Origin of the sequence: Eggerthella lenta DSM 2243 (assembly GCF_000024265.1) — a bacterium.
Classification (GTDB): Bacteria; Actinomycetota; Coriobacteriia; order Coriobacteriales; family Eggerthellaceae; genus Eggerthella; species Eggerthella lenta.
On sequence record NC_013204.1, the window covers coordinates 1962121 to 1983931 of the forward strand.

Consider the following 21811-nt stretch of genomic DNA (forward strand, 5'->3'; position numbering starts at 1 on the left):
TCAGCGAGAAGCCCCGAGGCGCCTTGCAATGCCGCGAAAGCCCGAGGAAGCGTACTTCCGTACGCGACGAGGGCTTGGAGCGGCAAGGCGCGGTGCCTCGGGGCTTCGCAGCGTCGAGCAGTTCCGTCGGCCGTAGGCCGACGGAATCTCTTAGTGGTAGTTGACGTCGATGGAGTTGGGATCGTACGACACTTCGCCGCGGGCGATTTCGTTGAAAGCCAGCGACAGCGGCTTCTTGTCGGCCGCGCGCGCGATCTCGACCGCCGTCTGCAGCTGGATGGCGCGGTCGCGCTGGCCGCGCATCATGTCGTTGATGTCGTGCGCGCGCTTGGAAGCGAGCGCGCACAGCAGGAAACGATCGTTGTCAGTCTCGTTCAACAGGACGTCGATCTTCGGTTCGATAATGCTCATATGCGTGTTAACCTCGTATTTTCTCGGCTTGTTCGTTGACGTAGCCCGCTAATGCGCGGACAGCTTCGTCCAAATCGTCGTTTACCAGCCGTATATCATACTCCATTTTACGGGAAAGCTCCACCCGCGCCGTCTCCATCCGCGTGGCGATGGCCTCCTCCGTCTCTGTTCCGCGGCCGCGAAGGCGCGCTTCCAGCACGTCAAGCGACGGCGGCTCGATGAAGACGAGATGCGCCGAAGGGAACTTGTCGCGCACCTGGAATCCTCCCTGAACGTCGATTTCCAGGATAACCTGATCGCCGCACGCGATGTGCTCCTCGACGGTAGCGCGGGGCGTGCCGTAGCAGTTGCCGCCGTACGTCGCCCATTCCAGCAGGCCGTCCTCGTCGACGAGCTCCTGGAATTCCTCAGGGGACGCGAAGCGGTAGTGGACGCCATCCACTTCTCCCTCGCGCGGCTTGCGCGTGGTAACCGACATGGACACCCAAGCATCGGGGATCTCGCGCAAAAGACGGGCCACCAGCGTGCCCTTGCCAGCACCCGATGGCCCCGAGATGACGAACAGATTGCCGTGGCGCATAGGTGCGGTTAGCCCAAGCGCTCCAGCAGGGCGGTCTGCTGACGCTCGCCCAGACCGCGCAGACGGCGGCTCTCGGCAATCTGGAGCTCCTTCATGATCTTCTCAGCCTTGGCCTTGCCGTAGCCGGGAAGCGTCTCGATGAGGGTGGAAACCTTCATACGGCCCACGACCGGATCGTTCTTCATTTCAAGAACCTTCTCGAGCGTGAGCTTGCCGGACTTCAGGTCATCGCGAACCTCGGCGCGCTTGATGCGAGCCGCCTTCGCCTTTTCCAAAGCCGCCTGACGCTCTTCAGGGCTGAGTTGAGGAATAGCCATCGTGTTATCTCCTTCTGTTCCAAAACGATTCCGTGATACTATCACGCATTCGCCCACTTCACCTTGTCTTTTCCTACAAATCCTAAAAATTTCAGTGCGTGGTCACACATTCTAGAAGCAGTTGGCTCCTTTGTCGACCATTCGTCGCCCAACCGTCATTTTCCCAGACCGCACGCAAGTTCGACGGGGCGCCTACAGCTCGGCCGCGATGGACTCGAATGCAGCCGCCGGATCGGCCGCCTGCGTGATGGGACGCCCGATGACGATGTGCGACGCACCGTTGGCGAACGCCTGGGCAGGCGTGGCCACGCGGCTCTGATCGCCGCGATCGCTGCCCGCAGGGCGCACGCCCGGCGTGACGATGTAGGCGTCCGGACCCAGGATCTCGCGCAGACGCGCAGCCTCCTTCGGAGACGCCACCACGCCGGAGATGCCGGCGCGCTTGGCCTGCTCGGCCAGCACGACCACCTGGTCGGCCATGGCGCGGCTTACGCCCGTTTCGGCCAGAGCCGCATCGTTCATGCTGGTGAGAACCGTAATTCCCAGCGTCGCCGGCGCATCGTGACCGTACTCGGACGCTGCGCGCTCGGCGCCCTTCTGCGCCGCAGCCATCATGTCGACGCCGCCCACCGTGTGCATGGTCAGCATATCGGCCCCGCTGCCGGCCGCGGCGTACGCGGCGCCCTCCACCTGGTGCGGAATGTCGTGGAACTTGAGGTCGAGGAACACCTTGAAGCCGCGCTCCTTGAGCGCGTACACGATGGCCGGGCCGTTCGCGTAGAACAGCGTCATTCCCACCTTCATCCACGTCGCCTTGCCCTGCAGCTGGTCCGCGAGGTCGAAGGCCTCTTCGATGCCGCAGTCGAGCGCCACGATCACGCGATCGCGCGCGGGAACCTCTTCGAACGAACTCACCATTCCAAAGCTCCTATCAGTTGCTGCACGTCTTCGATGCCGTGCCTTTCGCAATACTGCGCCATTCCGTCGATGATTTCAACCGTGGCGTGCGGATTCACGAAATTCGCGGTGCCGACGGCCACCGCCGTGGCCCCGGCCAGCATGAACTCCACCGCGTCGGTCGCGCACGAGATGCCGCCCATGCCGAGCAGCGGCACGTCGACGGCCTGGTGAACCTCCCACACCATGCGCAGCGCCACAGGCTTGACGGCCGGGCCCGACAGTCCGCCCACGCCGCGCGCGAGCTGCGGTCGGCGGCGCTCCGCATCGATGGCCATGCCCAGAAGCGTGTTGATGAGCGACAGCGCGTCGGCGCCGGCCGACACTGCGGCGCGCGCGATCTCGGTCACGTCGGTGACGTTCGGCGTGAGTTTCACGATGAGCGGGCGCTTCGTGGCGGCGCGGCACCGGGACACGACCGCCTCGACGCTGTCCGTGCACGTGCCGATGGTCATGCCGCCCGCGTCCACGTTCGGGCACGAGATGTTCACCTCGTACGCGTCCACCGGCACGTCTTCCAACGCCTCGATCACCTGCACGTACTCGTCGAAACTGTGGCCCGACACGTTCACGATGACCGTCGCGCCGCGCTCGGCCAGCCACGGCAGATCGCATTCCTTCAAGTGCGCCACGCCGGGGTTCTGAAGCCCGATGGAGTTGAGCATGCCCGAAGGCGTCTCGGCGATGCGGGGACTGGCGTTGCCCGCCCAGCCGTTCAGCGACACGCCCTTCGTCGTGACGGCCCCGAGGCCCGCCACGTCCACGAAGTCCCCGTACTCGCGCCCCGCAGCAAACGTCCCCGAAGCCACCGTCACCGGGTTCTTCATCTCCAACCCGCCAAGATTCACGCGCATGTCCACCGAAGTCGGAACAGGGCGGCGGGGACACCCCTCCACCAAGCGAGTTCCGCAGCGAATCGAACAGTCCTGCGGACTGTTCGACCGAGCGCGGACTGTCCGAGCGACTGGAGGGGTGTCCCCGCCGCCCGACCGAACAGGTTGCGTTGCGTTGAAGCTATCGCCCATCTACCATACCACCTTCCGCGCATCGAACACGGGGCCGTCGACGCAGGCCCGCTGCTTGCCGCCCACCGTGTCCACCACGCACGACAGGCATGCTCCCACGCCGCAGGCCATGCGCTTCTCCATGGACACCTCGCAGGGCACGCCCGCCTCGGCGGCCATGCCGGCCACGATCTTCATAAGGGGCTCGGGGCCGCACACGGCCAGATAGTCGTACGGCTCCCCCGCTTCTGCAGCTTCGGCGAGCGCTTCGGCGACGAGCGAGGTGCAGAAGCCCTCGCGTCCGAAGCTGCCGTCGTCGGTGGCGCAGCGCGGCGGCTCGTCCAGCAGCGCCTCGTAGCGGCCGCGACACGTGAGCGCCGCCTCGGTCTGCGCGCCCAGCACCACGTCAGTGCGCACGCCGGCGCTAATCAGACTCTCGCACAGCATGAAAAGCGGAGCAGCACCCACGCCGCCGCCCACGAGGAGGGCGCGACGCGCGTTCGCGGGAGGCTGCCACCCGCGGCCCACCGGCCCGATGAGCTCGGCGCCGGAGAGGTGCTCGGCTCGCTCGGGCTCGATGCGCGTCATATGGTCGGTGCCGAAGCCCACCGATTGGTAGAGCACCTCGAGCGTGCCGGCCGCCGCATCGCGCGCGTACACCGAGAACGGGCGGCGCAGGATGTGCGCCTCCATGCTCGGCACCTTCATGTGCACGAACTGCCCCGGCTCGATGCTCGCCGCGATATGCGAGGCCGCGAGTTCCATGAGGTAGAGGTTCGGGCCGACTTCCTCGTTGGCGAGGATGCGGGCCCGCTCGTTGACGAGTGCCACATTCGTCCTTTCACTTTTCGCCGCCGCCCGTGCGAGCGCGGCGCGCGTTTTCGTCTCTCGGCCGACGATTGTATCATCTGCGCGCGCTTCATGCGGCTGACAAGCCAAAATGCAGGGAATGTGCACGCCGGGACGACGGAGGGAGCGAACGGCGGGACCTACCGCCTGCGTCGCACGGGAGCACAGGCGTGGCGAGGCCGCGCGAATCGGCGCTCCCCGTACCGGCGGAACGCGAACGACACGAGCAGCTGCGCCGCGACGGCCGCGAGCGCGCCCACGAGAAGGCCGGCCAGCACGTCGGTGGGATAGTGCACCACGAGATAGCAGCGGGCAGCGCCCATGACCAGCATGACGAGCGAGCCGCCGAGCACCGTTTTCCAATTCCGATACGCCAGCATGAGCGCCGCCATCGCCGCCGAGGCCGCGGTCATGTGCCCGGAGGGGAACGAGAACCCGTCCTCGAACGCGGCGCCGGCGAAGCGCCACCAGTCGAGGAAGAGCGCGGAACGCGGCGAACGTGTCGTTCAGCCACGCGGCCGTCAGGGTTGTTTCCATCGAACCGTCCTTTCGCCTCACGGATGCTGCGGATCCCTTGCGGGTCCGAGCCTCAATGAAACGACGCGCGCCTCCCCGGCGGCAAGCCACGATGCGTCGCACGGGCGACACGGTGCGTGACCTCCGCAGCCGACCAGGGGTTACGAGCGCAGAATACGGTAGCCGACGACGACCTTCGCCAGGAGCAGCGCGAACATGAGCGTTGTGGCGTAGGGCTGCATGGTGGAGGCGAACAGGACGACGGCCAGCGCCTGCACCGCGAACCCGACGAGGGCGACGATGCGGGCCGCGCGGCGCGAGCCCACAGCTGCCAGCACGATCTCCACCGCGCCCATGAACATGAGCGAGACGACGGCCGCCGCCATGGCGGCGAACGACGCGCCGAAATCCACGGACGCGCCGTAGTCGGCCAGGTTCGCCATGCGCACGAGCGAGCCGTCGTCCACGCCGTATAGCGGAATGAACGCGAACACGACGGCCAGCACGTCGAGCAGACCGAACGACAGCATGCCGCTGCTGCGCGCCGTCGAGCGGCGCTCGTCGCGGGCGAGCACGATGAGGTCGTCGGTGGACAGGAGGTCGTCCACCGACACGTCGAATAGGCGCGCGACGACCTGCAGCGAGTCGAGGTTGGGCGAGCCGCCGCCCGTCTCCCACTTCGACACGGCCGTGCGCGACACGTACAGCTTGGCGGCAAGCTGCTCCTGGGTCAGGCCGCGCTCGGTGCGCAGCGCTTTCAGCTTCTCTCCGAAATCCATGGGACGCGCCCCCTTTCAGGCTCCCAAGATGGCTGAGCCGCATCGCTCCGGCAAGACACGTTTCGTGTCATCGCCCGTCCACGCAGGTCGCAGGCTTGCGCGCGACTACGGCGATCGTCGGGCTCACCTCGTCGAGAGGTGCGCCAACCGCGTCGCCGACAAGCTCCGCCATTTCGAAGCCGGCTTCTTCGAGCTCCGCCGAGAGCGTTGCAGGCGCTCCTTCTTCGACGGTTCGTCAGCATTCGAAGCGATCATTCTACCATCTGATATCATGCTGTTTCCGAACATGACGCCGCGACCGAAGGAGCACCGTGGAGAAGCTGCCGCCCATCGAGAAAGTGTACGAGGCATGGTCCGCCGTCGCCGACGGACGCGTCGAGCTGCATCCCGACGAGCGCGGCCTCGATGCCGATCGAGTCGAAGCGTCGGCGCGGGAAGCCTACGACGCGCTGGGCGCGCTCGACATAGCCGTCAAACGAGGGTCGGCCAGACCGCCGAAGTCCTCGAAGGCGTGAGGGAGAGTTCTGATCGAGCGAGGGCGCGTCAGCCGATGCGCCCTCGCTTCTATGTTTCCGCACGTTGAATTCCAAGCGGCATCAAGAGCCGTCGTGGACGAGCTTGAGACCGATGACGCAAGCTATGAGGCCGATGATGAGCAGCACTTTCGCCACCGATACGGGCTCTGTTCCCGAGAGCATGCCGTAGGCGACCGTGAGCGAGGCGCCGATGCCGACCCAAACGGCGTACGAGGTGCCCGTTGGCAGTGTTTTGACCGCGTAGGACAAGCCGACCATGCTCAACGCCAGCGCAACCAGGAACACGATCGAAGGCGCTAGCCTGGTGAACCCCTCCGCGCGCCCGAGCGCCGTGGCCCACACCGCTTCCAAAACGCCCGATACGATAAGAACGACCCATGCCATGAGAAGACCCCTTTCGTAGGTTATGCGCCGTCTTTTCGATCCTGGTACGGCTGCCCTCGTCAGGGAATCATGCGAAACGATGAAACGCCTTCAGTGTAGCAAACCGGAAGCGCATCGGAAATCGGAAGCCATCGCCTTTTCGCCCGGAAAACACGGTTCCAGGTGCGATTCCGTGTTTTCCGGGCGACGATGCGCGCAGAACGCGGCGCGTCAGCGCGAAAGCTCCCACTGGGGCAGGTCCTGCAAGGCCACGGCCGCGAGGCCGCCGAGGCGCGCGGCTTCCATGCCGGCCACCATGGCCTGGGCGCCGGCGAGGTTCGTCACGTGGGTCACGCCGTGCTTCACGGCCTCGAGGCGCAGCTCGTAGCCGTCGGCGCGCGTGGCGTGGCCGAACGGCGTGTTGATCATGAGCGCGATGTCCCCGGCGGCGATCATGTCGCGCACGTTGCCCTCGCCCTCGTGGATCTTCCTCACCTGCTCGCACTCCACGCCGGCCGCCCGCAACGTGCGGGCCGTGCCGCCTGTGGCCACGATGCGAAAGCCCAGACGCGCGATGTCGCGAGCGATGGGCACGATGGCGCGCTTGTCGCGGTCGCACACGCTGACGAACACCGTGCCGCCCTCGGGCAGCGCGTAGCTGATGGCCAGCTGCGTCTTCGCGAACGCCGCCGGGAAGTTGCGCGCGATGCCCATGACCTCGCCGGTGGACTTCATCTCGGGGCCGAGCACCGTGTCGGCGCCGGGGAAGCGGCCGAAGGGCATGACGGCTTCCTTCACGCTGAAATGCTCGAGCCGGCGGTCGTCGGGCGGCATCCCCAAATCGGCCAGCTTCTCCCCCGCCATGATGCGCGCGGCGACCTTCGCCAGCGGAACGCCCGTGGCCTTCGAGGTGAACGGCACCGTGCGGCTGGCGCGCGGGTTCGCCTCGATGATGTAGATGACCTGGTCTTTGATGGCGAACTGGATGTTGATGAGCCCCACCACGCCCAGGCGCAGCGCCAGGCGGCGCGCGATGGCGCGCAGCTGCGCCTGCACGGCCTCGGACAGCGCGAACGGCGGCGTGCAGCAGGCCGAGTCGCCCGAATGTATGCCCGCCATCTCGATGTGCTCCAGCACGCCGCCCACGAACACCTGCTCGCCGTCGCAGAGCGCGTCGAGGTCCACCTCCACCGCGCCTTCGAGGAAGCGGTCGAGGTACACCGGGTGGTCGGGCGAGATCTTCGCGGCCTCCGCCATGTATTTCTCCAGCTGGGCGCCGTCGTAGACGATGCCCATGCCGCGCCCGCCCAGCACGTAGCTGGGGCGCACGAGCAGTGGGAAGCCGATGCGGTCGGCCACGACGCACGCCTCTTGATACGTGGAGGCCATGCCGGCGGCCGGGTATACGATGCCCAGCTCGTCGAGGACGGCGGCGAAGCGGTCGCGGTCCTCGGCCAGGTCGATGGCCTCCGGCGAGGTGCCCATGATGGGCACGCCGGCCGCCGCCAGCGCGTTCGCCAGCTTGAGCGGCGTCTGCCCGCCGAGCGTGACCACCACGCCGTCGGGCTGCTCGACGTCGACGATGTCCATGACGTCCTCGAACGTAAGCGGCTCGAAGTACAGCTTGTCGGACGTGTCGTAGTCGGTGGACACCGTCTCGGGGTTGCAGTTCACCATGATCGTCTCGAACCCGACCTCGTGCAGAGCGTAGCTGGCGTGCACGCAGCAGTAGTCGAACTCGATGCCCTGGCCGATGCGGTTCGGCCCCGCGCCCAGGATCATGGCGCGCCGCCGCGTCTTCGGCGCCGTCTCGGTCTCGTCGGCGTCGTAGGTCTTGTAATGGTAGGCCGTGGCGCTGGGGAACTCGGCGGCGCAGGTGTCCACGGTTTTGAACGCGGGCCTCACGCCCAGCATCTTGCGGCACGTGCGCACGGTGAGCTCGTCGGAGCCCGTGAGGCACGCGATCTGCGCGTCGGCCAGCCCCATGCGCTTGAGCAGGCGGAACGCGTCGGCATCGAGCTCGTCCAGCGCCATGCCGCGCAGGTTTTCCTGCACGCGCACGATGTCGGCCATGCGCGCGACGAAGAAGGGGTCCACGCGGCTCGCCGCGCTCGCGCGCTCGACCGTCCAGCCGCGGCGCAGCGCCTCGGCCAGGTAGAAGATGCGCTCGGCCGTGGGGCGCGCCACGAGGTCTTCCAGCGCCTCGTCGGACGCGTCGGCCTCGCCGCCCTTGCCGTCGGCTCCCAGGCCCGCGCGCCCGTTCTCCAGCGAGCGCATGGCCTTGCCGAGCGATTCCTCGAACGTTCGGCCGATGGCCATGACCTCGCCGACGGCCTTCATGCGCGTGGACAGCGTGTCGTCGGTGCCCTGGAACTTCTCGAACGCGAAGCGCGGCACCTTCACCACGCAGTAGTCGATGGACGGCTCGAAGCAGGCGGGCGTGGCCTTCGTGATGTCGTTCACGATCTCGTCGAGCGTGTAGCCCACGGCCAGCTTCGCGGCCGCCTTCGCGATGGGGAAGCCCGTGGCTTTCGACGCGAGCGCCGAGGAGCGCGACACGCGAGGGTTCATCTCTATGACGATCATGCGGCCGTTCTCGGGGTTGACGGCGAACTGCACGTTGGAGCCGCCGGTCTCCACGCCGATCTTCTCGAGGATGGCCAGCGACGCCGCGCGCATGCGCTGGTACTCCACATCCGTCAGCGTCTGCGCGGGCGCCACCGTGATGGAGTCGCCCGTGTGCACGCCCATGGCGTCGAAGTTCTCGATGGAGCACACGATGATGCCGTTGCCGGCGCGGTCGCGCATGACCTCCATCTCGTACTCTTTCCAGCCCTCGATGCTCTCCTCCACCAGCACCTCGCCGGCCGGCGACAGCTCCAGGCCCTGGCCCACGATCTCGTGCAGCTCGGCCGCGTCGTGCGCGATGCCGCCGCCCGCGCCGCCCAGCGTGAACGAGGGGCGCAGCACCACGGGGTAGCCGAGCTCGGCCACGATGTCCTCGGCGTCGGCGATGGAATAGGCGTAGCCGGAGCGCGACGTCTCGATGCCAAGCTTCGCCATGCACTCGTTGAACTGCTTGCGGTCCTCGCCGCGCTCGATGGCCTCGAGGTCGCAGCCGATCATCTCCACGCCGTACTTGGCCAGGATGCCGGCGCGCGCGAGCTCGACGGCCGTGTTGAGCCCGGTCTGGCCGCCCAGCGTGGGCAAGAGGGCGTCGGGGCGCTCCTTCGCAATGACCTGCTCGACGAACTCCACGGTGATGGGTTCGACGTAGGTGCGGTCGGCCAGGCCCGGGTCGGTCATGATGGTCGCGGGGTTGCTGTTCACGAGCACCACGCGATAGCCGTCGGCCTTCAACACCTTGCAGGCCTGCGCGCCCGAGTAGTCGAACTCGCACGCCTGCCCGATGACGATGGGGCCGCTTCCGATGACGAGGATGGTTTGGATGTCTTCGCGCTTAGGCATGGGAGGCCTCCTTCACTTCGGCGAACGACCAGCCGGCCAGGCGATCCTCGGCGATGTCGATGTCGAGGTAGTTTGCACATTCGCGCGGGTCAGGCAAGGTCAGCGAGGGCGCGGCTGGTGCCCCAGATTGCCCTGATGCAAGGCTGGACTGGACTTCCGTCCGTCCAGCCGCAGCAGAAGTGCAAGATGGGGTGCCAGCCGCGGCCGCAGCGTCGGCAACGCCGCCGTTCGCCAGAACGGCGGAATCCATCAACCGTGCGAACGCAGCGAACAGGTAATGGGCGTCGGTAGGACCCGGCGAGGCTTCCGGGTGGTACTGCACGGAGAACGCCGGTATATCGAGGAACGCGACGCCCTCGGCCGTGCCGTCGTTGAGGTTCACGTGCGTGAGCTGGATGCGTCCGAAGCGCTCGTTTTGCACCACCGGCGCGACGCCGCGGCGCGCCCAGCAGCGCAGGTCGTCCTCGTGCGTGCAGACGCCGGCCGACAGCTCCGGCACGAGCGCGCCCAAGCTGGGGAACACGAGGCCGAAGCCGTGGTTCTGCGCGGTGATCTCCACGCGGCGCGTGCGCAGGTTCATGACGGGATGGTTGCCGCCGCGGTGGCCGAACTTGAGCTTCTCGATATCCGCGCCCGCCGCCTTGGCGATCATCTGGTGCCCCAGGCAGATGCCGAACACGGGCACCTTCCCCAGCAGTTGCTCCACCTGGGCGTACGTGCCCTCGACGGCCTCGGGGTCGCCCGGGCCGTTCGACAGGAACACGCCGTCGGGAGCCATGGTCAGCACCTCGGCCGCCGGGGTGTCCCACGGCACGCAGGTCACGCCGCAGCCGGCGCGCACGAGGTTTTCGAGGATGGAGCGCTTCGCTCCGCAGTCGTAGGCGACCACTTTGAAGCGCGGCTCGGGAGGCGCGGCGAGCGCGAACGCCTGCGAAGCCGGCAGGTCGTCGGCCAAGAAGCGGCGCGGACGCGCGCACGACACCGTGGAGGCCAGGTTCTGCCCGACGATGGATGCGCTCGCGCGCACTTTCGCCAGAAGGCTGGCCTCGTCCACGTCGACGGTGGACAGCACGGCCCGTTGTGCGCCGCAGTCGCGCACATGGCGCACGAGCGCGCGGGTGTCCACCCCTTCGACGGCCACCACGCCGTGGTCGCGCAGGTAGTCGGGCAGGCCCTGCGCGCTGCGCCAGTTCGACGGCGTCGCGCACAGGTCGCGCACGACGAGGCCGCGCAGGGCGGGCTCGTCCGCCTGCGCGTCGTCCACGTTCACGCCGTAGTTTCCGATCTGGGGATACGTCATCGTCACGATCTGGCCCGCGTACGACGGGTCGGTGATCACCTCGAGGTAGCCCTCGAGCGACGTGTTGAAGCAGATCTCGCCGAACACCTCCCCCGCCGCCGCGCACGACGTGCCGCGGAACACGGCGCCGTCCTCCAACACGAGCGCCGCGGGCGCGCCCGCGGGCTTCGACGTCCCCTGCAACAACCGCTTCGAAATCTCGCTCAAGCTTCCATCCTTCCGTTCGGGCAACGCCCCTACAAAAAAGCGCCTCCATCTGATGTGGGAGGCGCACGGATGCAGGGTGTATGTTGCGCACCTTGTCGGTCTCTCCGTACCGCCCTTAAAGGTCGAAGCGTAGTATACGCCTATAACGAGTTTTATCGATTATAAATGCAATATTTTCTTTTATTCAAGTAATTTTATGCAATTACAAGAAACGATACCGAAAGACGCGCACAGCTTCCGACCGTCGGACGTTCTATCCCGTCGGCGGCCGGCGCACGCGTGCCGAAGAAGCGGCGTGCCGCGTGCGATTCTTCCCGCAATGTTGCGTTTTTTCGGACCGTATCGGCATGCATCGAAAGTAATCATTGCAAACTGCCTGATCATCGTCTCGCGCTCTTCCGCGTCGATGAGAACGCCCCGTCAAACGCAACATTCCTGTGATAATCGCACATCGAGGCCGCACCTACGGCGGCCGGCCTAGTCGTAGCCCACCGGAAGCCCGAGCTGCCGCCGGAGCCGCAGCTTGCGAGCATGGTAGTCCGACACGCGCACTTGCACGCGCTTTCCCAGGAGCCGACGTATCGTGTCGGCTATCGCGTCGGTTGCAGCCAGGCTGTCCAGCTCGTCGTTCGTGACGCCTACGACCGTCCAGCCCATCGCCATCAACGCGTTCGTCCTTCTAGAATCCCTGATACGGCTTTCCTCCCCTTCGTGCATCTCCCTGCTTTGGTACTCCACGTCGAGTTTCGCATCCGGCCAGCAAAGGTCGCAACGAAAACTCGATCTGCCGGAAGTCGTGCGGGCTCCTGCGATTGCCTTCACCTCGTAATTCATCCTCGGGATGCCCAAGCCGTACCCGCCGTACGATGTCGGCAAGCCCAACACGAGCGCCTGCTTCGTCTCCCTCGGAGAAGCCGAACCATCCGCCAGGTACGGCAGGACGCGCGCCACGATCCGAGCGCCCGCGATGGAAGGGTTGAGCGAAACGAAGCTGCGTAGAGAACGCATCGTCATCAAAGGAGGCACCTGATACGCAGGAGCAGTCGACGTTCGCCGAGTGCGATAGGTTCCGCAAAGCTCGTAAGCAAGTTCAAGCAGATCGATCTTGTTTTTCGCTGACGGAGCCGCCTGAACGCAGGCAAACGGCGCACTGCATACGCCAACACCGTCCGACAGCCGGAGCAAGGACTTCCCACGCATCTGCCGTGTGCACACGTGCGACACGCGACGCGAAGTGGAGCGGCATCTTGAAGCCGCTCCCAGGAGAATATGGACGGGACGCTCGATCGATAACCCAGGGCGATCGTTCTCAATGCGCTTGACGACCTCTTCGAGCTCCCGCGCACTCGGCGCACGAGCGGGAAGCCGCCGCGCCGTGTCGCCAGACCCTGCAAGCTCCCGCGCGTCGATCGCCCTCAACACCTGAAAAGCCGTTTGATGGGAGAAGCAAACCTGCATAGGTTCCATTGGAGCCTCCTCGTTTGCCCTGGGCTGCGAGGATCTTGCAGACGTGGTACTAGGAAGCGAGGGCCCGGCTTCCTCCATGGGCTGCTTCAAAAAAGAAGAGCGCCTGCACTGGCTCGATAAGGAGATGATTTTATCACGCATTGCCCGCCCGGATGCCCGATATCTCCCGTAATGTTGCGAAAGAACGCGCATCGATCGGACATTCTCCAGCAGTTGCGTTTGCAACCAGGGAAAACGCGCAAAAGCACTCAGGATCGCCCTTCTTCTACCCCCGCAACGCAACATTGCAGGAAGAATCGGGCATCTGGAACCGCAGCGGGCGACCTGCGCCGCCTAGTCGGCTCAGCGGAGCGTTTCTTACGCCCCGTATGGCCATCGGGCGCACCGGGCATCGCGCAGAACGGCCCCGCATCGTTCGCTCGATGCGGGGCCGCGTGGTTCGAATATCGTGCAGGGCTCGACCCTACTCGATGATGGCGCCGTCCTCCATGGTGGCGTAACCGCCCACGTAGACGTCGGTGGCGCGGCCGGACAGCTCGACGCCGATGAAGCCCGAGTTCACGGCCTTAGACTGGAAGTCCGCGGCGTCCACCGTCCAGGCGGCGTCCGGGTCGATGACCGTGAGGTCGGCCGTCGCGCCCGGCTCGAGGGCCACGCGCTCGACGCGCAGGATCTCGCGGGGACGCACGGCCATGAGCTCGACGGCGCGCTCCCAGCTGATGACGCCCGGCGCCACCAGGTTCGTGATGACGAGCGAAAGCGCCGTCTCTAGGCCGATCATGCCGAAGGGCGCCAGCTCGAACTCGGCGTTCTTCTCGAAGTCGTTGTGCGGCGCGTGGTCGGTGACGATGGCGTCCACCGTGCCGTCCTTCACGCCTTCCACCAGCGCGGCGGCGTCCTCGGCCGTGCGCAGCGGCGGGTTCACCTTGAGGAAGGTGTTGTAGTCGTCGCCGATGGCGTCTTCGGTGAGGAACAGGTGGTGCGGCGTGACCTCGCAGGTGACCGGCAGGCCCTCGGCCTTGGCGGCGCGCACCAGGTCCAGGCCGCGCGCCGTGGTGAGGTGCTGGATGTGCAGCGGGCAGCCGGTGAGGCGGCAGATGGCGATGTCGCGGGCGATCTGGATCTCCTCACCTTCGGCCGGCCAGCCCAGCATGCCCAGGCGCGTCGACACGACGCCCTCGTTCACCTGGCCGGCGCCGACGAGGTCCTCGTCCTGGCAGTGGCTCATCACCACGCGGTCGAACTGCGCGGCGTAGTCCATGACGCGGCGCATCATGCCCGCGCCCTGCACCCCGCGGCCGTCGTCGGTGAAGGCGACGGCGCCGTGCGCCACCATGTCGCCCATCTCGGACAGCGTGTCGCCCTTGAGCCCTTGCGAGCAGGAGCCGGCCACGTGCACGCGGCACTTGCCCACGGCCGCCGCGCGAGCCTTCACGTACTCCACGCCCACGGCGTTGTCGATGACGGGCTTCGTGTTCGGCATGCAGCACACCGCCGTGAAGCCGCCGTGCGCCGCGGCGCGCGTGCCGGAGGCGATATCCTCCTTCAGCTCGTAGCCGGGCTCGCGCAGATGCACGTGGATGTCCACGAGGCCGGGAACGACGATCTTGCCGCCCAGGTCGCGCTCGACGCCCTTCTCCATCGTCAGGTTCTGGCCGATCTCGACGATATTCCCGTCGCGCACGAGGATGTCGGCCGTTTCGTTCAGACCGACCTGCGGGTCGATCACATGGGCGTTCTTAAGCAGTAAGGCCATCTTCGCTCCCTCCGAGCAGCAGGTACATTTCGGCCATGCGGGTCAGGATGCCGGCATAGACCTGATCGAGAATGACCGAGCGCTTCGGGTGGTCGGCCATGTAGCTATCCAGTTCGACGCCGCGGTTGATGGGGCCGGGGTGGCAGATGAGGGCGTCGGGCTTCATGAGGTGCTCGCGGTCCTTCGTGAGGCCGTACAGCATGTTGTACTCGCGCAGCGACGGGTATGGCGCGCCTTCGAGGCGCTCGCGCTGGATGCGCAGCATGTACACCACGTCGAGGTCGGGCAGCGCCTCGTCCAGCTTCGTGGTCACGTGGTCGGCGCCCAGGATGTCGGGGCGCGCGGGCAGCAGCGTCGGCGGAGCGACCACCGTCACCTCGCAACCCATGATCTTGAGCGCGGGGATCAGGCTGCCGCACACGCGGGAGTGGCCGATGTCGCCCACGACGCCCACCTTGAGGCCGTTCAGGTCGCCCTTGACCTCCCAGATGGAGTACAGGTCCAGCAGCGCCTGCGTGGGGTGCTGGTGCTTGCCGTCGCCCGCATCGATGACGTGCGCGCCGGAGACGTCGGCGATCTTGCGGGGCACGCCGGCGTGCTTGTCGCGCACGATGATCATGTCGATCTTGTAGGCGCACAGCGTCTCCACCGTGTCCACGAGGCTCTCGCCCTTCACCGTGGAGGTGGAGCTGCCGCCGAAGTTCAGGCTGTTGGCGCTCAGGCGCTTCTCGGCGATCTCGAACGAGGAGCGCGTGCGAGTGGACGGCTCGTTGAACATGTTGACCACGGTGACGCCCTTGAGCGTGGGCACCTGCTTGATGCGGCGCTCGTTGACTTCCTTGAAGCGGACCGCCGTTTCCAGAACGGTCATGATGTCGTCGGCGGAGTACTCCGTGATGTCGATTAGATGCTTGTGATTGAAGGCCATGCCCTATTCACCTCCCAGCGGTGCCGAACCCGCGCGGGAGCCCGGAGCGATTTCCAGTATCTCGACCTCGGACTTGCCGTCCGCCTCTTCCAAGAACAGGCGCACGTTCTCGTCGGAGGAAGACGGGACGTTCTTGCCCACGAAGTCGGCGCGGATGGGCAGCTGACGATGGCCGCGATCCACGAGGACGGCCAGCTGCACCGTGGAGGGACGGCCGATATCCATGAGCGCGTCGAGCGCGGCGCGGATGGTGCGGCCGGTGTACAGCACGTCGTCGACGAGCACGACGTCCTTGCCGTCGAGGTCGAAGAGGATGTCGGTGGAATGCACCTCGGGCGAGAGATGCGTCGCGAAGTCGTCGCGATAGAAGCTGATGTCGAGCTTGCCGAGCGGCACCTTCGTGCCCTCGATGGCCTCGATCTTCTCGGCCAGGCGCTTGGCGAGCAAGTCGCCGCGCGTCACGATGCCGACGAGCGCGATGTTGCCCGCGCCCTTGTTGGTCTCGAGGATCTGATGCGCGATGCGCGTCAGCGACCGCTCGATCTCGTCTGCGTCCATGCAGACGGTCTTGACCGTTCCTGCGTCGTTCATACACACCCTTTCTTGACGTCGAGTGCGTACAGACGGACCTGCTCTCCGCCGGGTTCCGCGCCCGCTCCGGCGATGCCGGGCGTCCGCGTCGCCCCCGAGTTGGCGGCGTCTGCGCGAGGGCATGAAAAAAGCCTCCGCGACAGACAAAGGCTTCGACTCGTCGCGCTCTTGTTCGGGTGAGCGCTTGGGGTTCTACCTTGTCGGTCTCTCTGTACCGCTTTTAAAGGACTGGAAGCAGTATATTCGGTTCGGAGCCGATTTGTAACCCCTTTTATGCAGAAACTTGCGAGAATATGTATAAGGCGAGGTCGCGCAAGCGCCAATGCGGCCGCCTTTCGACGACCGGGCGGGCGAACCTTGCGGCGCCGCCCGCCCGACGATGAATATCGGTTACTTCGCGAGCTTGCGGCGCAGCGCGAAGACCACGACTCCGGCGGCGACCAGCATGCCGAAGGAGGCGCCCGCCAGCGCGCCGGCGTCCATGCCGGTCTTGGGCGAGGTCGCGCCCGTATCGGCGCCGGACGGCAACGCAGCCGACGTATCGGCAGCAGGCTCGTCGGCGGCCGGTTCGTCGACGTCCGCCTTCGAGGGGACGAGCGTCATGACGAAGTCGGCGCTGTAAGAGGCATCGCCTTCCTGGTCGCCGAGGTTGAACATCTCGGACGTGAAGTTGAAGCTGCTCTGGTCGACGGCCCTCGTCACTTCGAACGTCTTGGCGATGCCGGCGCTTCCCGCGCTCGGCTTCACGTGCACCTCGAGCTTGTTGCAACCGGCGTACTGGCCGCCCGCGAGAAGCGCCACGCCGAAATCGATCTTCTTGGTCGCGTTCTCAGCAACGACCCTGAACGACGGCATGCCGTCCAGCGCGTCGTCGGCCGTCTCGCTCGTAGCGATGACGGCGAACGAAGACGCCCTCGTCTCGCCAGAGAGGACGCACGAGCCGTCTTCGTTCGACGCGCCCTCCTGCCACGGCCCGATCGAGTGGGCCGTGGCCGACTCCTGCGCGGTCGCCTGATCCGCCGTCGCCTGATCCGCCTCGTCGGCCCACGCGAGCGCGGGGAGCGTGCACGCGAGCATCGCAGCGCACAAAAGCGCGGCCAGCTTCTTCTTCATATCAGCACCTCTCTCGTCGATGCGCCTACCCGAAGGCGCAAGCATTCCACAGCCACCTCATGCTAGAGCATGGAGACATGCCGTTCGACCCCTTCGACGAAAGAGGCTCCGCCTGTTGCGAAAGCGGGGGCGCAGCTCACGCAGCAGGCTTCTCGCCCACGAGCACGGCCGTGACGATATAGCGCACCGGGTCGCTGGTCAGGGCCGAGCGGCAGGTGCTGAGCTGCACGATGCGGTCGTCGGCATCGAGCTGCGCGCCGTCGCGCACGTTCGCCTTCGGGTCGTCGGGCGCGAGCACCGATGCGAAGTAGCCCGTCCGCACGGCGGGGTCGGAGAAGTCGAACGAGTTGAGGATGTGCCGGTCGTCGTACTCGTAGGCCGCCACCACCTCGTAGGCGAGGATGCGATCAGGCAGGTAAACGTACAGCTCGGGGTTGTCGGCGAAGAACGCCGGGTCCTCGTAGGCATGCAACGTGGCGAACATCGCGTCGTTCACGATGTTGTGGCCGTACAGCACGGTGACGGGATCGAAGAAGTCGGTCGCGTTCGCCATCTGGGAAAACACCGCACCTTCGACGGCCGGCTCGCCGTAGCGGTCGTGATCGAGGTAGAAGAAGTCGTCTCCCGGCCGCTGGAGCACGGGAAGGTTGACGTTCGTGTTCGGCACGTAGAGCCACGCGTAGACGTCGGGGCTCTCCCGGCGCAGCGCCTCGAAGTCGATAGGATTCTCCGCCGGCTCGTCCGCAGGCGCGTCGTAGGCGCGCTCCACCGCCGGCAGCGGCTCGCGCTCGACCGCGCGCACCGCATCGGCCGCCTGCTGCCGTTGCCAGGCGAGATAGCCGAACCCCGCCGCCGCCCCGGCGAGCAGCACCGCCAGCAGCACGACGAGCGCCATCGCGCCCGGATCGCGCCGTGCACGCCCGGAATGTCTCAAAGGAAGCCCTTTCTCGCTCGGGCGCGCCTACACGCCGCGCGCCGTCTGGGCAATTCAAAGGCAACCGGCGGGCGCGGTCAAGGCGCACGGCGAAACCGGGCGCGTGCACGGCGAAACCGGATGGATCGCCCGCAGGGGCCGATCCCCCTACCCCGTCACGCGCTCGGAACGCGACAGGACGCGGATACGGCCGTCGCGGCAGTGCGACGCGAGGGTGACGCCCAGCTCCTCGGCGCGGCGCACGGCCTCGTCGGTAGCCGACTTGCGGCTGACCAGCACCGGGCAACCGGCGCGATAAGCCTTGAGGGCCATCTCGCAGCTGATGCGCCCCGTGATGAACAGCGCCTTGTCGCGCACGTCCACACGGTCGAGCCACGCCTGCCCCACCAGCTTGTCCATGGCGTTGTGCCGCCCGATGTCCTCGCGCACCAGCAGCAGCTCGTCCGAACCCGCCGCACCCAGCCCGCAGCCGTGCACGCACGCGCCGGTGTTGCGGCGCGGGCTGCGCTCGCACAGCTCCTCCATGCACGCCAGCAAGTCGTCGGCGTCGAAGCGCGCCGCCGTCTCCAACGCGCGGGGCTCGCCCGCGCGCCGCGCGTCGCGCAGAAGCGCCGACTGGGCGCACCCGGCCGACGTGACGCGGTGCAGGGGCACGTAACCTTCCTCCGCCCGCTCTCCGCTGGCCACGTACACCGCAGCCTCCTCGGGCACCTCGACCACCTCCACAAGGCTGTCGCGATCGGCGATGAGGCCCTCGGACAACAGGTAGCCCACCGCCAGCTCGGACAGCCCGAAGGGGCTTCCCTGGCTCACGGCCACAGGCACCTCGTTCAGGAAGATGCGGATGGGCCGCTCGGCCGACTCGCGCTTCGCGGGCTCGGGACGCTCTACGATGGCCATCGTCCTACCTCTGCGCTTCCGCGGCGGCATCGGCGGCCGCGCGCTGGTACGCCACGAGGTCGAGCTTCGCCATGACCACGTCCTCCACTTCGAACGAGAACGGCGCAAGCGCGTCCTCCTCGTACACGGTGCGCGTGTAGCCGCCGCATTCGTCGCAGGTGGCCAGGCGGTGCGCCTCGTCGCCCTCGAGATTGAAATAATGCAGACGGCTCTGGTTCTGCGTGCCGCAGCGCACGCAACGCACGCGCTCGAACTCCCACGCGCAGCCGCACTGGGCGCACCACAGGCGCTTGGCGCGTCCCTGCCCCGCAGGCGCGCCGCTCACCTGCGCCACCGCAGCTTCGCCGCCGCACACGGGGCAGCGCACGCTATGCGGCTCGTCGGCACCCGCCTCCCGACGCGCCCGCTCGACGGCCGTCGCCGGACCCTCTAGAAACGCGCGCAGGGCCAGCGCCGCCGCCATCGCGCCGATGCGGGCCGCGTCCTCGTCCATGCCGTCGTCCTCGAGCAGCTCGACGAACGACTCCACATAGGCAGCCGGGTTGCAGCCGGCGAGCGCGAGGTCGCTTGCGGCGACCATGCGCTCCCAGCTCGTGCGCGAGAGCGCCTCGCTCGTCGACGCCGCGAACCCGCCGCGCGCAGCCAGCACTTCGGCCAGCCGCTCCATCGCGCCCGCCAACGCGGCGGCCTCGATCTTCACCGGAGCATGGGAGAGCACCGGCTCCCCGTGGCGCGCCCACGTTTTCAGGCTATCGGCGTCGGGCACTTCGTAGCCGAGATCAACATGGGAGGCCGCCTCGGCCTGAACCCCCCACAGCTCGCGGAAGAACGCGAGCCGCGAGACGTCGCCCTCGTCGAGGTTCGTACGGTACGCGGCGATGGCCGCATCGATCGCTTTGAGGTTCATGGATTCCTTTCCTATCTGAACGGGCGGAACGCCCTTTTTGTCATCCTGAGCGCAGGCCGGAGTCGAAGGATCCCGCGCGGCGATAGCCGCGGCGCTTCCAGCTGGCGCCGCGCGGGATCCTTCGACTCCGCGCTTCGCGCTCCGCTCAGGATGACAACCCGGGAGCGTCCGGTCGGGTTACCCACCCGGCGCCCGTGCCGCCGCGATTCGCGGCGGCACGAACGGGTCGCCGCGCTTTTACTTCGTCTTCTCCACCACGTTCTCGCCCGTGGCGATCTCCTTGCGGGCCCAGTGGCCCCAGTGGTACAGGGCGTCGGACTCGGACACCGTGCCGTCGCCGAACATGAGCTTCGCCGTGCCGCGGTACGGCTGGAAGATGCCGGCGCCCAGGAAGATGTGCGCCAGGCCGAACACCGCGATCAGCAGAAAGCCTATGTCGTGCAGGAACAGGGTCACGCCGTGCACGCCCGCACCGAAATCGAACAGCGTCGTGCCCAGCAGAAGGATGATGCCCGTGATGCCCATGAGCGCTCCGGCGAACCACAGCATGCCGTCGGCGAAACGCTGGCCGCTCTTGACCTCGCGCTGGTCGGGCATGTGGATCCACTTGGCCATGAACAGGTACGGGAAGAACAGCATCATCCACTTCTTGTCGTCGGAATCCCAACGATCGAACAGGTTCTTGAAGATGTGCGCCACGCCCTTCGGAGCCAGCAGGGCGCTGATCAGTGGCACCGCGACGAACACGACGCCGATGATGCGATGCGACATGCGGATGGCGAACACCGTGTCCGCGCCGACAGCGGCCGCGAGGGCCGGAACGAACACGAACAGGCCGGAGATGCACAGCAGGATGCACGCCGCGATGGTGATGCCGTGCGTCAAGCGCGCCTGCAGCGAGTGGCGCTTGATGTAGCGTTCCTTGCCGCTGGCTGCCATGCTTGCCAAGAACGCCTGGTTCTTGGCGGCTTCCTCAGCGGAAACCTTGACGGGTCCCTTGCTCATCGGTTGCCTCCCTTCTTGCCCGGAAGGTTCTCGGTGATATGCTCCATCACCGTCTCCTCGTCCTGGCCGTCGCCGTGCTTGACGACCTCTCCGGTGTCGACGGAGATCGTGTCGTCCGTCTCGGGGTTGTACGCCAGCTTGTCGCGCTTGTAGCCGATGCCCAGCACGAACATGGCCGCCAAGCCGGCAACCGTGAGGCCCGTGACGGCGCCCGTGACCGGCTTCATGATCTGGGTCAGGCCGACCATCGGGTTGACCTGCGGGTCGACGACCTGGCCGTGCGCTTCCACGCCGTGCTTCAGCACCTGGATCACGTGAAGGCCGCCCACCTCGTCCTCACCGTACAAGGCGGCGTCCGCATAGCCCTTGCCGTGCAGGTAGTCCACGCGTTCCCGGGCGATGGAAAGCATCTCCTCGCGATCGCCGAACATGAGCGCCTGCGGTTGACAGGTGGTCACGCACGCCGGAGCCAGGCCCTGCTCGACGCGGTCGAGGCATCCGGTGCACTTGTTGATCTTGCTCGTGTCGCCGTGGTATTGCGGCACGTCGAACGGGCAGGCCGTGGAGCAGTACCTGCAGCCGATGCACTTGGACTCGTCCACGCTGACGAAACCGGTGGCCTCATCCTTCTTCAGCGCCCCGCCAGGACAGATGGTGGCGCAGGGGGCGTCGGTGCAGTGCTGGCACGAGCGGCGCCCGAAGGCCCACTTCACGCCCTTGTCGCCACCGGCCTCCTCATGGAAGCTGATCAGCAGGCGCGTGTCGCCGTTCAAATCCATCGGGCTTTGGTACGAGCCCGTGGAAGGGTTCCCGTTCTTCTCGAGAGTGGACGGCAGGCCGTTCCAGCACTTGCAGGCCACCTGGCAGCCGCGGCACGCGGTGCAGCGGGAGGAGTCGAACAATATGGCTTTCTCACTCATAGC

General features: G+C 66.7%; 21 protein-coding genes, 1 pseudogene and 1 riboswitch. Of the genes and pseudogenes, 1 reads left to right on the forward strand and 21 read right to left on the reverse strand.

Going from position 1 to position 21811, the window contains the following annotated elements:
• Window positions 1-150: 150 nt before the first annotated feature.
• The 8 genes and pseudogenes from ELEN_RS08305 to ELEN_RS08340 all read right to left on the reverse strand — a co-directional run bounded on the left by ELEN_RS08305 (window position 151) and on the right by ELEN_RS08340 (window position 5413).
• Entirely contained in the window at window positions 151-411 is a 261-nt protein-coding gene (locus tag ELEN_RS08305) for a DNA-directed RNA polymerase subunit omega (RefSeq protein WP_009307074.1), read from the reverse strand.
• A 7-nt stretch (window positions 412-418) separates the two neighbouring features.
• Window positions 419-991, reverse strand: a complete 573-nt coding sequence (gene gmk / locus ELEN_RS08310; protein ID WP_009608702.1) for a guanylate kinase — start codon at window positions 989-991, stop codon at window positions 419-421.
• A gap of 8 nt (window positions 992-999) precedes the next feature.
• Window positions 1000-1308 (reverse strand): integration host factor, actinobacterial type, encoded by a 309-nt coding sequence (mihF, locus tag ELEN_RS08315; RefSeq protein ID WP_009307076.1) that lies wholly within the window; start codon window positions 1306-1308, stop codon window positions 1000-1002.
• A gap of 192 nt (window positions 1309-1500) precedes the next feature.
• Window positions 1501-2226 carry an orotidine-5'-phosphate decarboxylase gene (pyrF, locus tag ELEN_RS08320; protein ID WP_009307077.1) on the reverse strand — a complete coding sequence of 242 codons (726 nt, stop codon included), beginning with the start codon at window positions 2224-2226 and terminating at the stop codon, window positions 1501-1503.
• Window positions 2220-3119 carry a dihydroorotate dehydrogenase gene (locus ELEN_RS08325; RefSeq protein WP_041691630.1) on the reverse strand — a complete coding sequence of 300 codons (900 nt, stop codon included), beginning with the start codon at window positions 3117-3119 and terminating at the stop codon, window positions 2220-2222. The genes pyrF and ELEN_RS08325 overlap by 7 nt, the downstream gene beginning before the upstream one ends.
• 171 nt (window positions 3120-3290) lie before the next feature.
• A complete protein-coding gene (locus ELEN_RS08330) occupies window positions 3291-4100 on the reverse strand; it encodes a dihydroorotate dehydrogenase electron transfer subunit (RefSeq protein WP_009608655.1) in 810 nt (269 codons plus the stop codon).
• 158 nt (window positions 4101-4258) lie between these two features.
• Window positions 4259-4546, reverse strand: a pseudogene (locus tag ELEN_RS15915) (phosphatase PAP2 family protein); the annotation flags it as partial.
• Between the two features lie 249 nt (window positions 4547-4795).
• Window positions 4796-5413 (reverse strand): helix-turn-helix domain-containing protein, encoded by a 618-nt coding sequence (locus ELEN_RS08340; protein ID WP_015760702.1) that lies wholly within the window; start codon window positions 5411-5413, stop codon window positions 4796-4798.
• Between the two features lie 311 nt (window positions 5414-5724).
• Between ELEN_RS08340 and ELEN_RS08345 the strand changes: the two genes are divergently transcribed.
• Window positions 5725-5928 carry a hypothetical protein gene (locus ELEN_RS08345; protein ID WP_015760703.1) on the forward strand — a complete coding sequence of 68 codons (204 nt, stop codon included), beginning with the start codon at window positions 5725-5727 and terminating at the stop codon, window positions 5926-5928.
• A gap of 81 nt (window positions 5929-6009) precedes the next feature.
• Here the strand turns inward: ELEN_RS08345 and ELEN_RS08350 are convergent, their stop codons facing one another.
• The 13 genes from ELEN_RS08350 to ELEN_RS08410 form a co-directional block, all read right to left on the reverse strand.
• Entirely contained in the window at window positions 6010-6333 is a 324-nt protein-coding gene (locus ELEN_RS08350) for a DMT family transporter (RefSeq protein ID WP_009307083.1), read from the reverse strand.
• Window positions 6334-6354: 21 nt separating this feature from the next.
• Window positions 6355-6419: riboswitch (guanidine-III (ykkC-III) riboswitch) on the reverse strand.
• Between the two features lie 124 nt (window positions 6420-6543).
• Complete coding sequence (carB, locus tag ELEN_RS08355; protein WP_015760704.1) at window positions 6544-9780, reverse strand: carbamoyl-phosphate synthase large subunit; 3237 nt, start codon at window positions 9778-9780, stop codon at window positions 6544-6546.
• Window positions 9773-11287, reverse strand: a complete 1515-nt coding sequence (carA, locus tag ELEN_RS08360; RefSeq protein ID WP_015760705.1) for a glutamine-hydrolyzing carbamoyl-phosphate synthase small subunit — start codon at window positions 11285-11287, stop codon at window positions 9773-9775. Before carA ends, carB begins: the two co-directional genes overlap by 8 nt.
• A 477-nt stretch (window positions 11288-11764) precedes the next feature.
• Entirely contained in the window at window positions 11765-12301 is a 537-nt protein-coding gene (locus ELEN_RS16520; RefSeq protein ID WP_227791226.1) for a DUF559 domain-containing protein, read from the reverse strand.
• Between the two features lie 916 nt (window positions 12302-13217).
• Window positions 13218-14510, reverse strand: a complete 1293-nt coding sequence (locus tag ELEN_RS08370) for a dihydroorotase (RefSeq protein ID WP_015760707.1) — start codon at window positions 14508-14510, stop codon at window positions 13218-13220.
• Complete coding sequence (locus tag ELEN_RS08375; protein ID WP_009307088.1) at window positions 14494-15438, reverse strand: aspartate carbamoyltransferase catalytic subunit; 945 nt, start codon at window positions 15436-15438, stop codon at window positions 14494-14496. Before ELEN_RS08375 ends, ELEN_RS08370 begins: the two co-directional genes overlap by 17 nt.
• 3 nt (window positions 15439-15441) lie before the next feature.
• A complete protein-coding gene (pyrR, locus tag ELEN_RS08380; protein ID WP_009307089.1) occupies window positions 15442-16029 on the reverse strand; it encodes a bifunctional pyr operon transcriptional regulator/uracil phosphoribosyltransferase PyrR in 588 nt (195 codons plus the stop codon).
• A 390-nt stretch (window positions 16030-16419) separates the two neighbouring features.
• Window positions 16420-17142 (reverse strand): LPXTG cell wall anchor domain-containing protein, encoded by a 723-nt coding sequence (locus tag ELEN_RS08385; protein ID WP_229062510.1) that lies wholly within the window; start codon window positions 17140-17142, stop codon window positions 16420-16422.
• Between the two features lie 136 nt (window positions 17143-17278).
• On the reverse strand, window positions 17279-18076 hold the full coding sequence (locus tag ELEN_RS08390; RefSeq protein WP_229062512.1) for a class B sortase: 798 nt from the start codon (window positions 18074-18076) through the stop codon (window positions 17279-17281).
• A gap of 147 nt (window positions 18077-18223) precedes the next feature.
• Window positions 18224-18976 carry a formate dehydrogenase accessory sulfurtransferase FdhD gene (gene fdhD, locus ELEN_RS08395; RefSeq protein ID WP_015760710.1) on the reverse strand — a complete coding sequence of 251 codons (753 nt, stop codon included), beginning with the start codon at window positions 18974-18976 and terminating at the stop codon, window positions 18224-18226.
• Between the two features lie 4 nt (window positions 18977-18980).
• A complete protein-coding gene (locus ELEN_RS08400; RefSeq protein ID WP_015760711.1) occupies window positions 18981-19883 on the reverse strand; it encodes a formate dehydrogenase accessory protein FdhE in 903 nt (300 codons plus the stop codon).
• Window positions 19884-20120: 237 nt separating this feature from the next.
• On the reverse strand, window positions 20121-20888 hold the full coding sequence (locus ELEN_RS08405) for a cytochrome b/b6 domain-containing protein (protein ID WP_009608591.1): 768 nt from the start codon (window positions 20886-20888) through the stop codon (window positions 20121-20123).
• Window positions 20885-21808, reverse strand: a complete 924-nt coding sequence (locus ELEN_RS08410) for a 4Fe-4S dicluster domain-containing protein (protein WP_009307093.1) — start codon at window positions 21806-21808, stop codon at window positions 20885-20887. Before ELEN_RS08410 ends, ELEN_RS08405 begins: the two co-directional genes overlap by 4 nt.
• Window positions 21809-21811: the final 3 nt, after the last annotated feature.

Bases quoted from the DNA above. Each gene is read 5' to 3' on its own strand.
- ELEN_RS08340 (WP_015760702.1), bottom strand. From the start codon at position 5,413: ATGGATTTCGGAGAGAAGCTGAAAGCGCTGCGCACCGAGCGCGGCCTG.
- ELEN_RS08305 (WP_009307074.1), bottom strand. From the start codon at position 411: ATGAGCATTATCGAACCGAAGATCGACGTCCTGTTGAACGAGACTGAC.
- carB (WP_015760704.1), bottom strand. From the start codon at position 9,780: ATGCCTAAGCGCGAAGACATCCAAACCATCCTCGTCATCGGAAGCGGC.
- ELEN_RS16520 (WP_227791226.1), bottom strand. From the start codon at position 12,301: ATGACGATGCGTTCTCTACGCAGCTTCGTTTCGCTCAACCCTTCCATC.
- ELEN_RS08350 (WP_009307083.1), bottom strand. From the start codon at position 6,333: ATGGCATGGGTCGTTCTTATCGTATCGGGCGTTTTGGAAGCGGTGTGG.
- gmk (WP_009608702.1), bottom strand. From the start codon at position 991: ATGCGCCACGGCAATCTGTTCGTCATCTCGGGGCCATCGGGTGCTGGC.
- pyrF (WP_009307077.1), bottom strand. From the start codon at position 2,226: ATGGTGAGTTCGTTCGAAGAGGTTCCCGCGCGCGATCGCGTGATCGTG.
- ELEN_RS08400 (WP_015760711.1), bottom strand. From the start codon at position 19,883: ATGAACCTCAAAGCGATCGATGCGGCCATCGCCGCGTACCGTACGAAC.
- ELEN_RS08375 (WP_009307088.1), bottom strand. From the start codon at position 15,438: ATGGCCTTCAATCACAAGCATCTAATCGACATCACGGAGTACTCCGCC.
- ELEN_RS08405 (WP_009608591.1), bottom strand. From the start codon at position 20,888: ATGAGCAAGGGACCCGTCAAGGTTTCCGCTGAGGAAGCCGCCAAGAAC.
- pyrR (WP_009307089.1), bottom strand. From the start codon at position 16,029: ATGAACGACGCAGGAACGGTCAAGACCGTCTGCATGGACGCAGACGAG.
- ELEN_RS08410 (WP_009307093.1), bottom strand. From the start codon at position 21,808: ATGAGTGAGAAAGCCATATTGTTCGACTCCTCCCGCTGCACCGCGTGC.
- ELEN_RS08385 (WP_229062510.1), bottom strand. From the start codon at position 17,142: ATGAAGAAGAAGCTGGCCGCGCTTTTGTGCGCTGCGATGCTCGCGTGC.
- mihF (WP_009307076.1), bottom strand. From the start codon at position 1,308: ATGGCTATTCCTCAACTCAGCCCTGAAGAGCGTCAGGCGGCTTTGGAA.
- ELEN_RS08325 (WP_041691630.1), bottom strand. From the start codon at position 3,119: ATGCGCGTGAATCTTGGCGGGTTGGAGATGAAGAACCCGGTGACGGTG.
- ELEN_RS08370 (WP_015760707.1), bottom strand. From the start codon at position 14,510: ATGGCCTTACTGCTTAAGAACGCCCATGTGATCGACCCGCAGGTCGGT.
- fdhD (WP_015760710.1), bottom strand. From the start codon at position 18,976: ATGGCCATCGTAGAGCGTCCCGAGCCCGCGAAGCGCGAGTCGGCCGAG.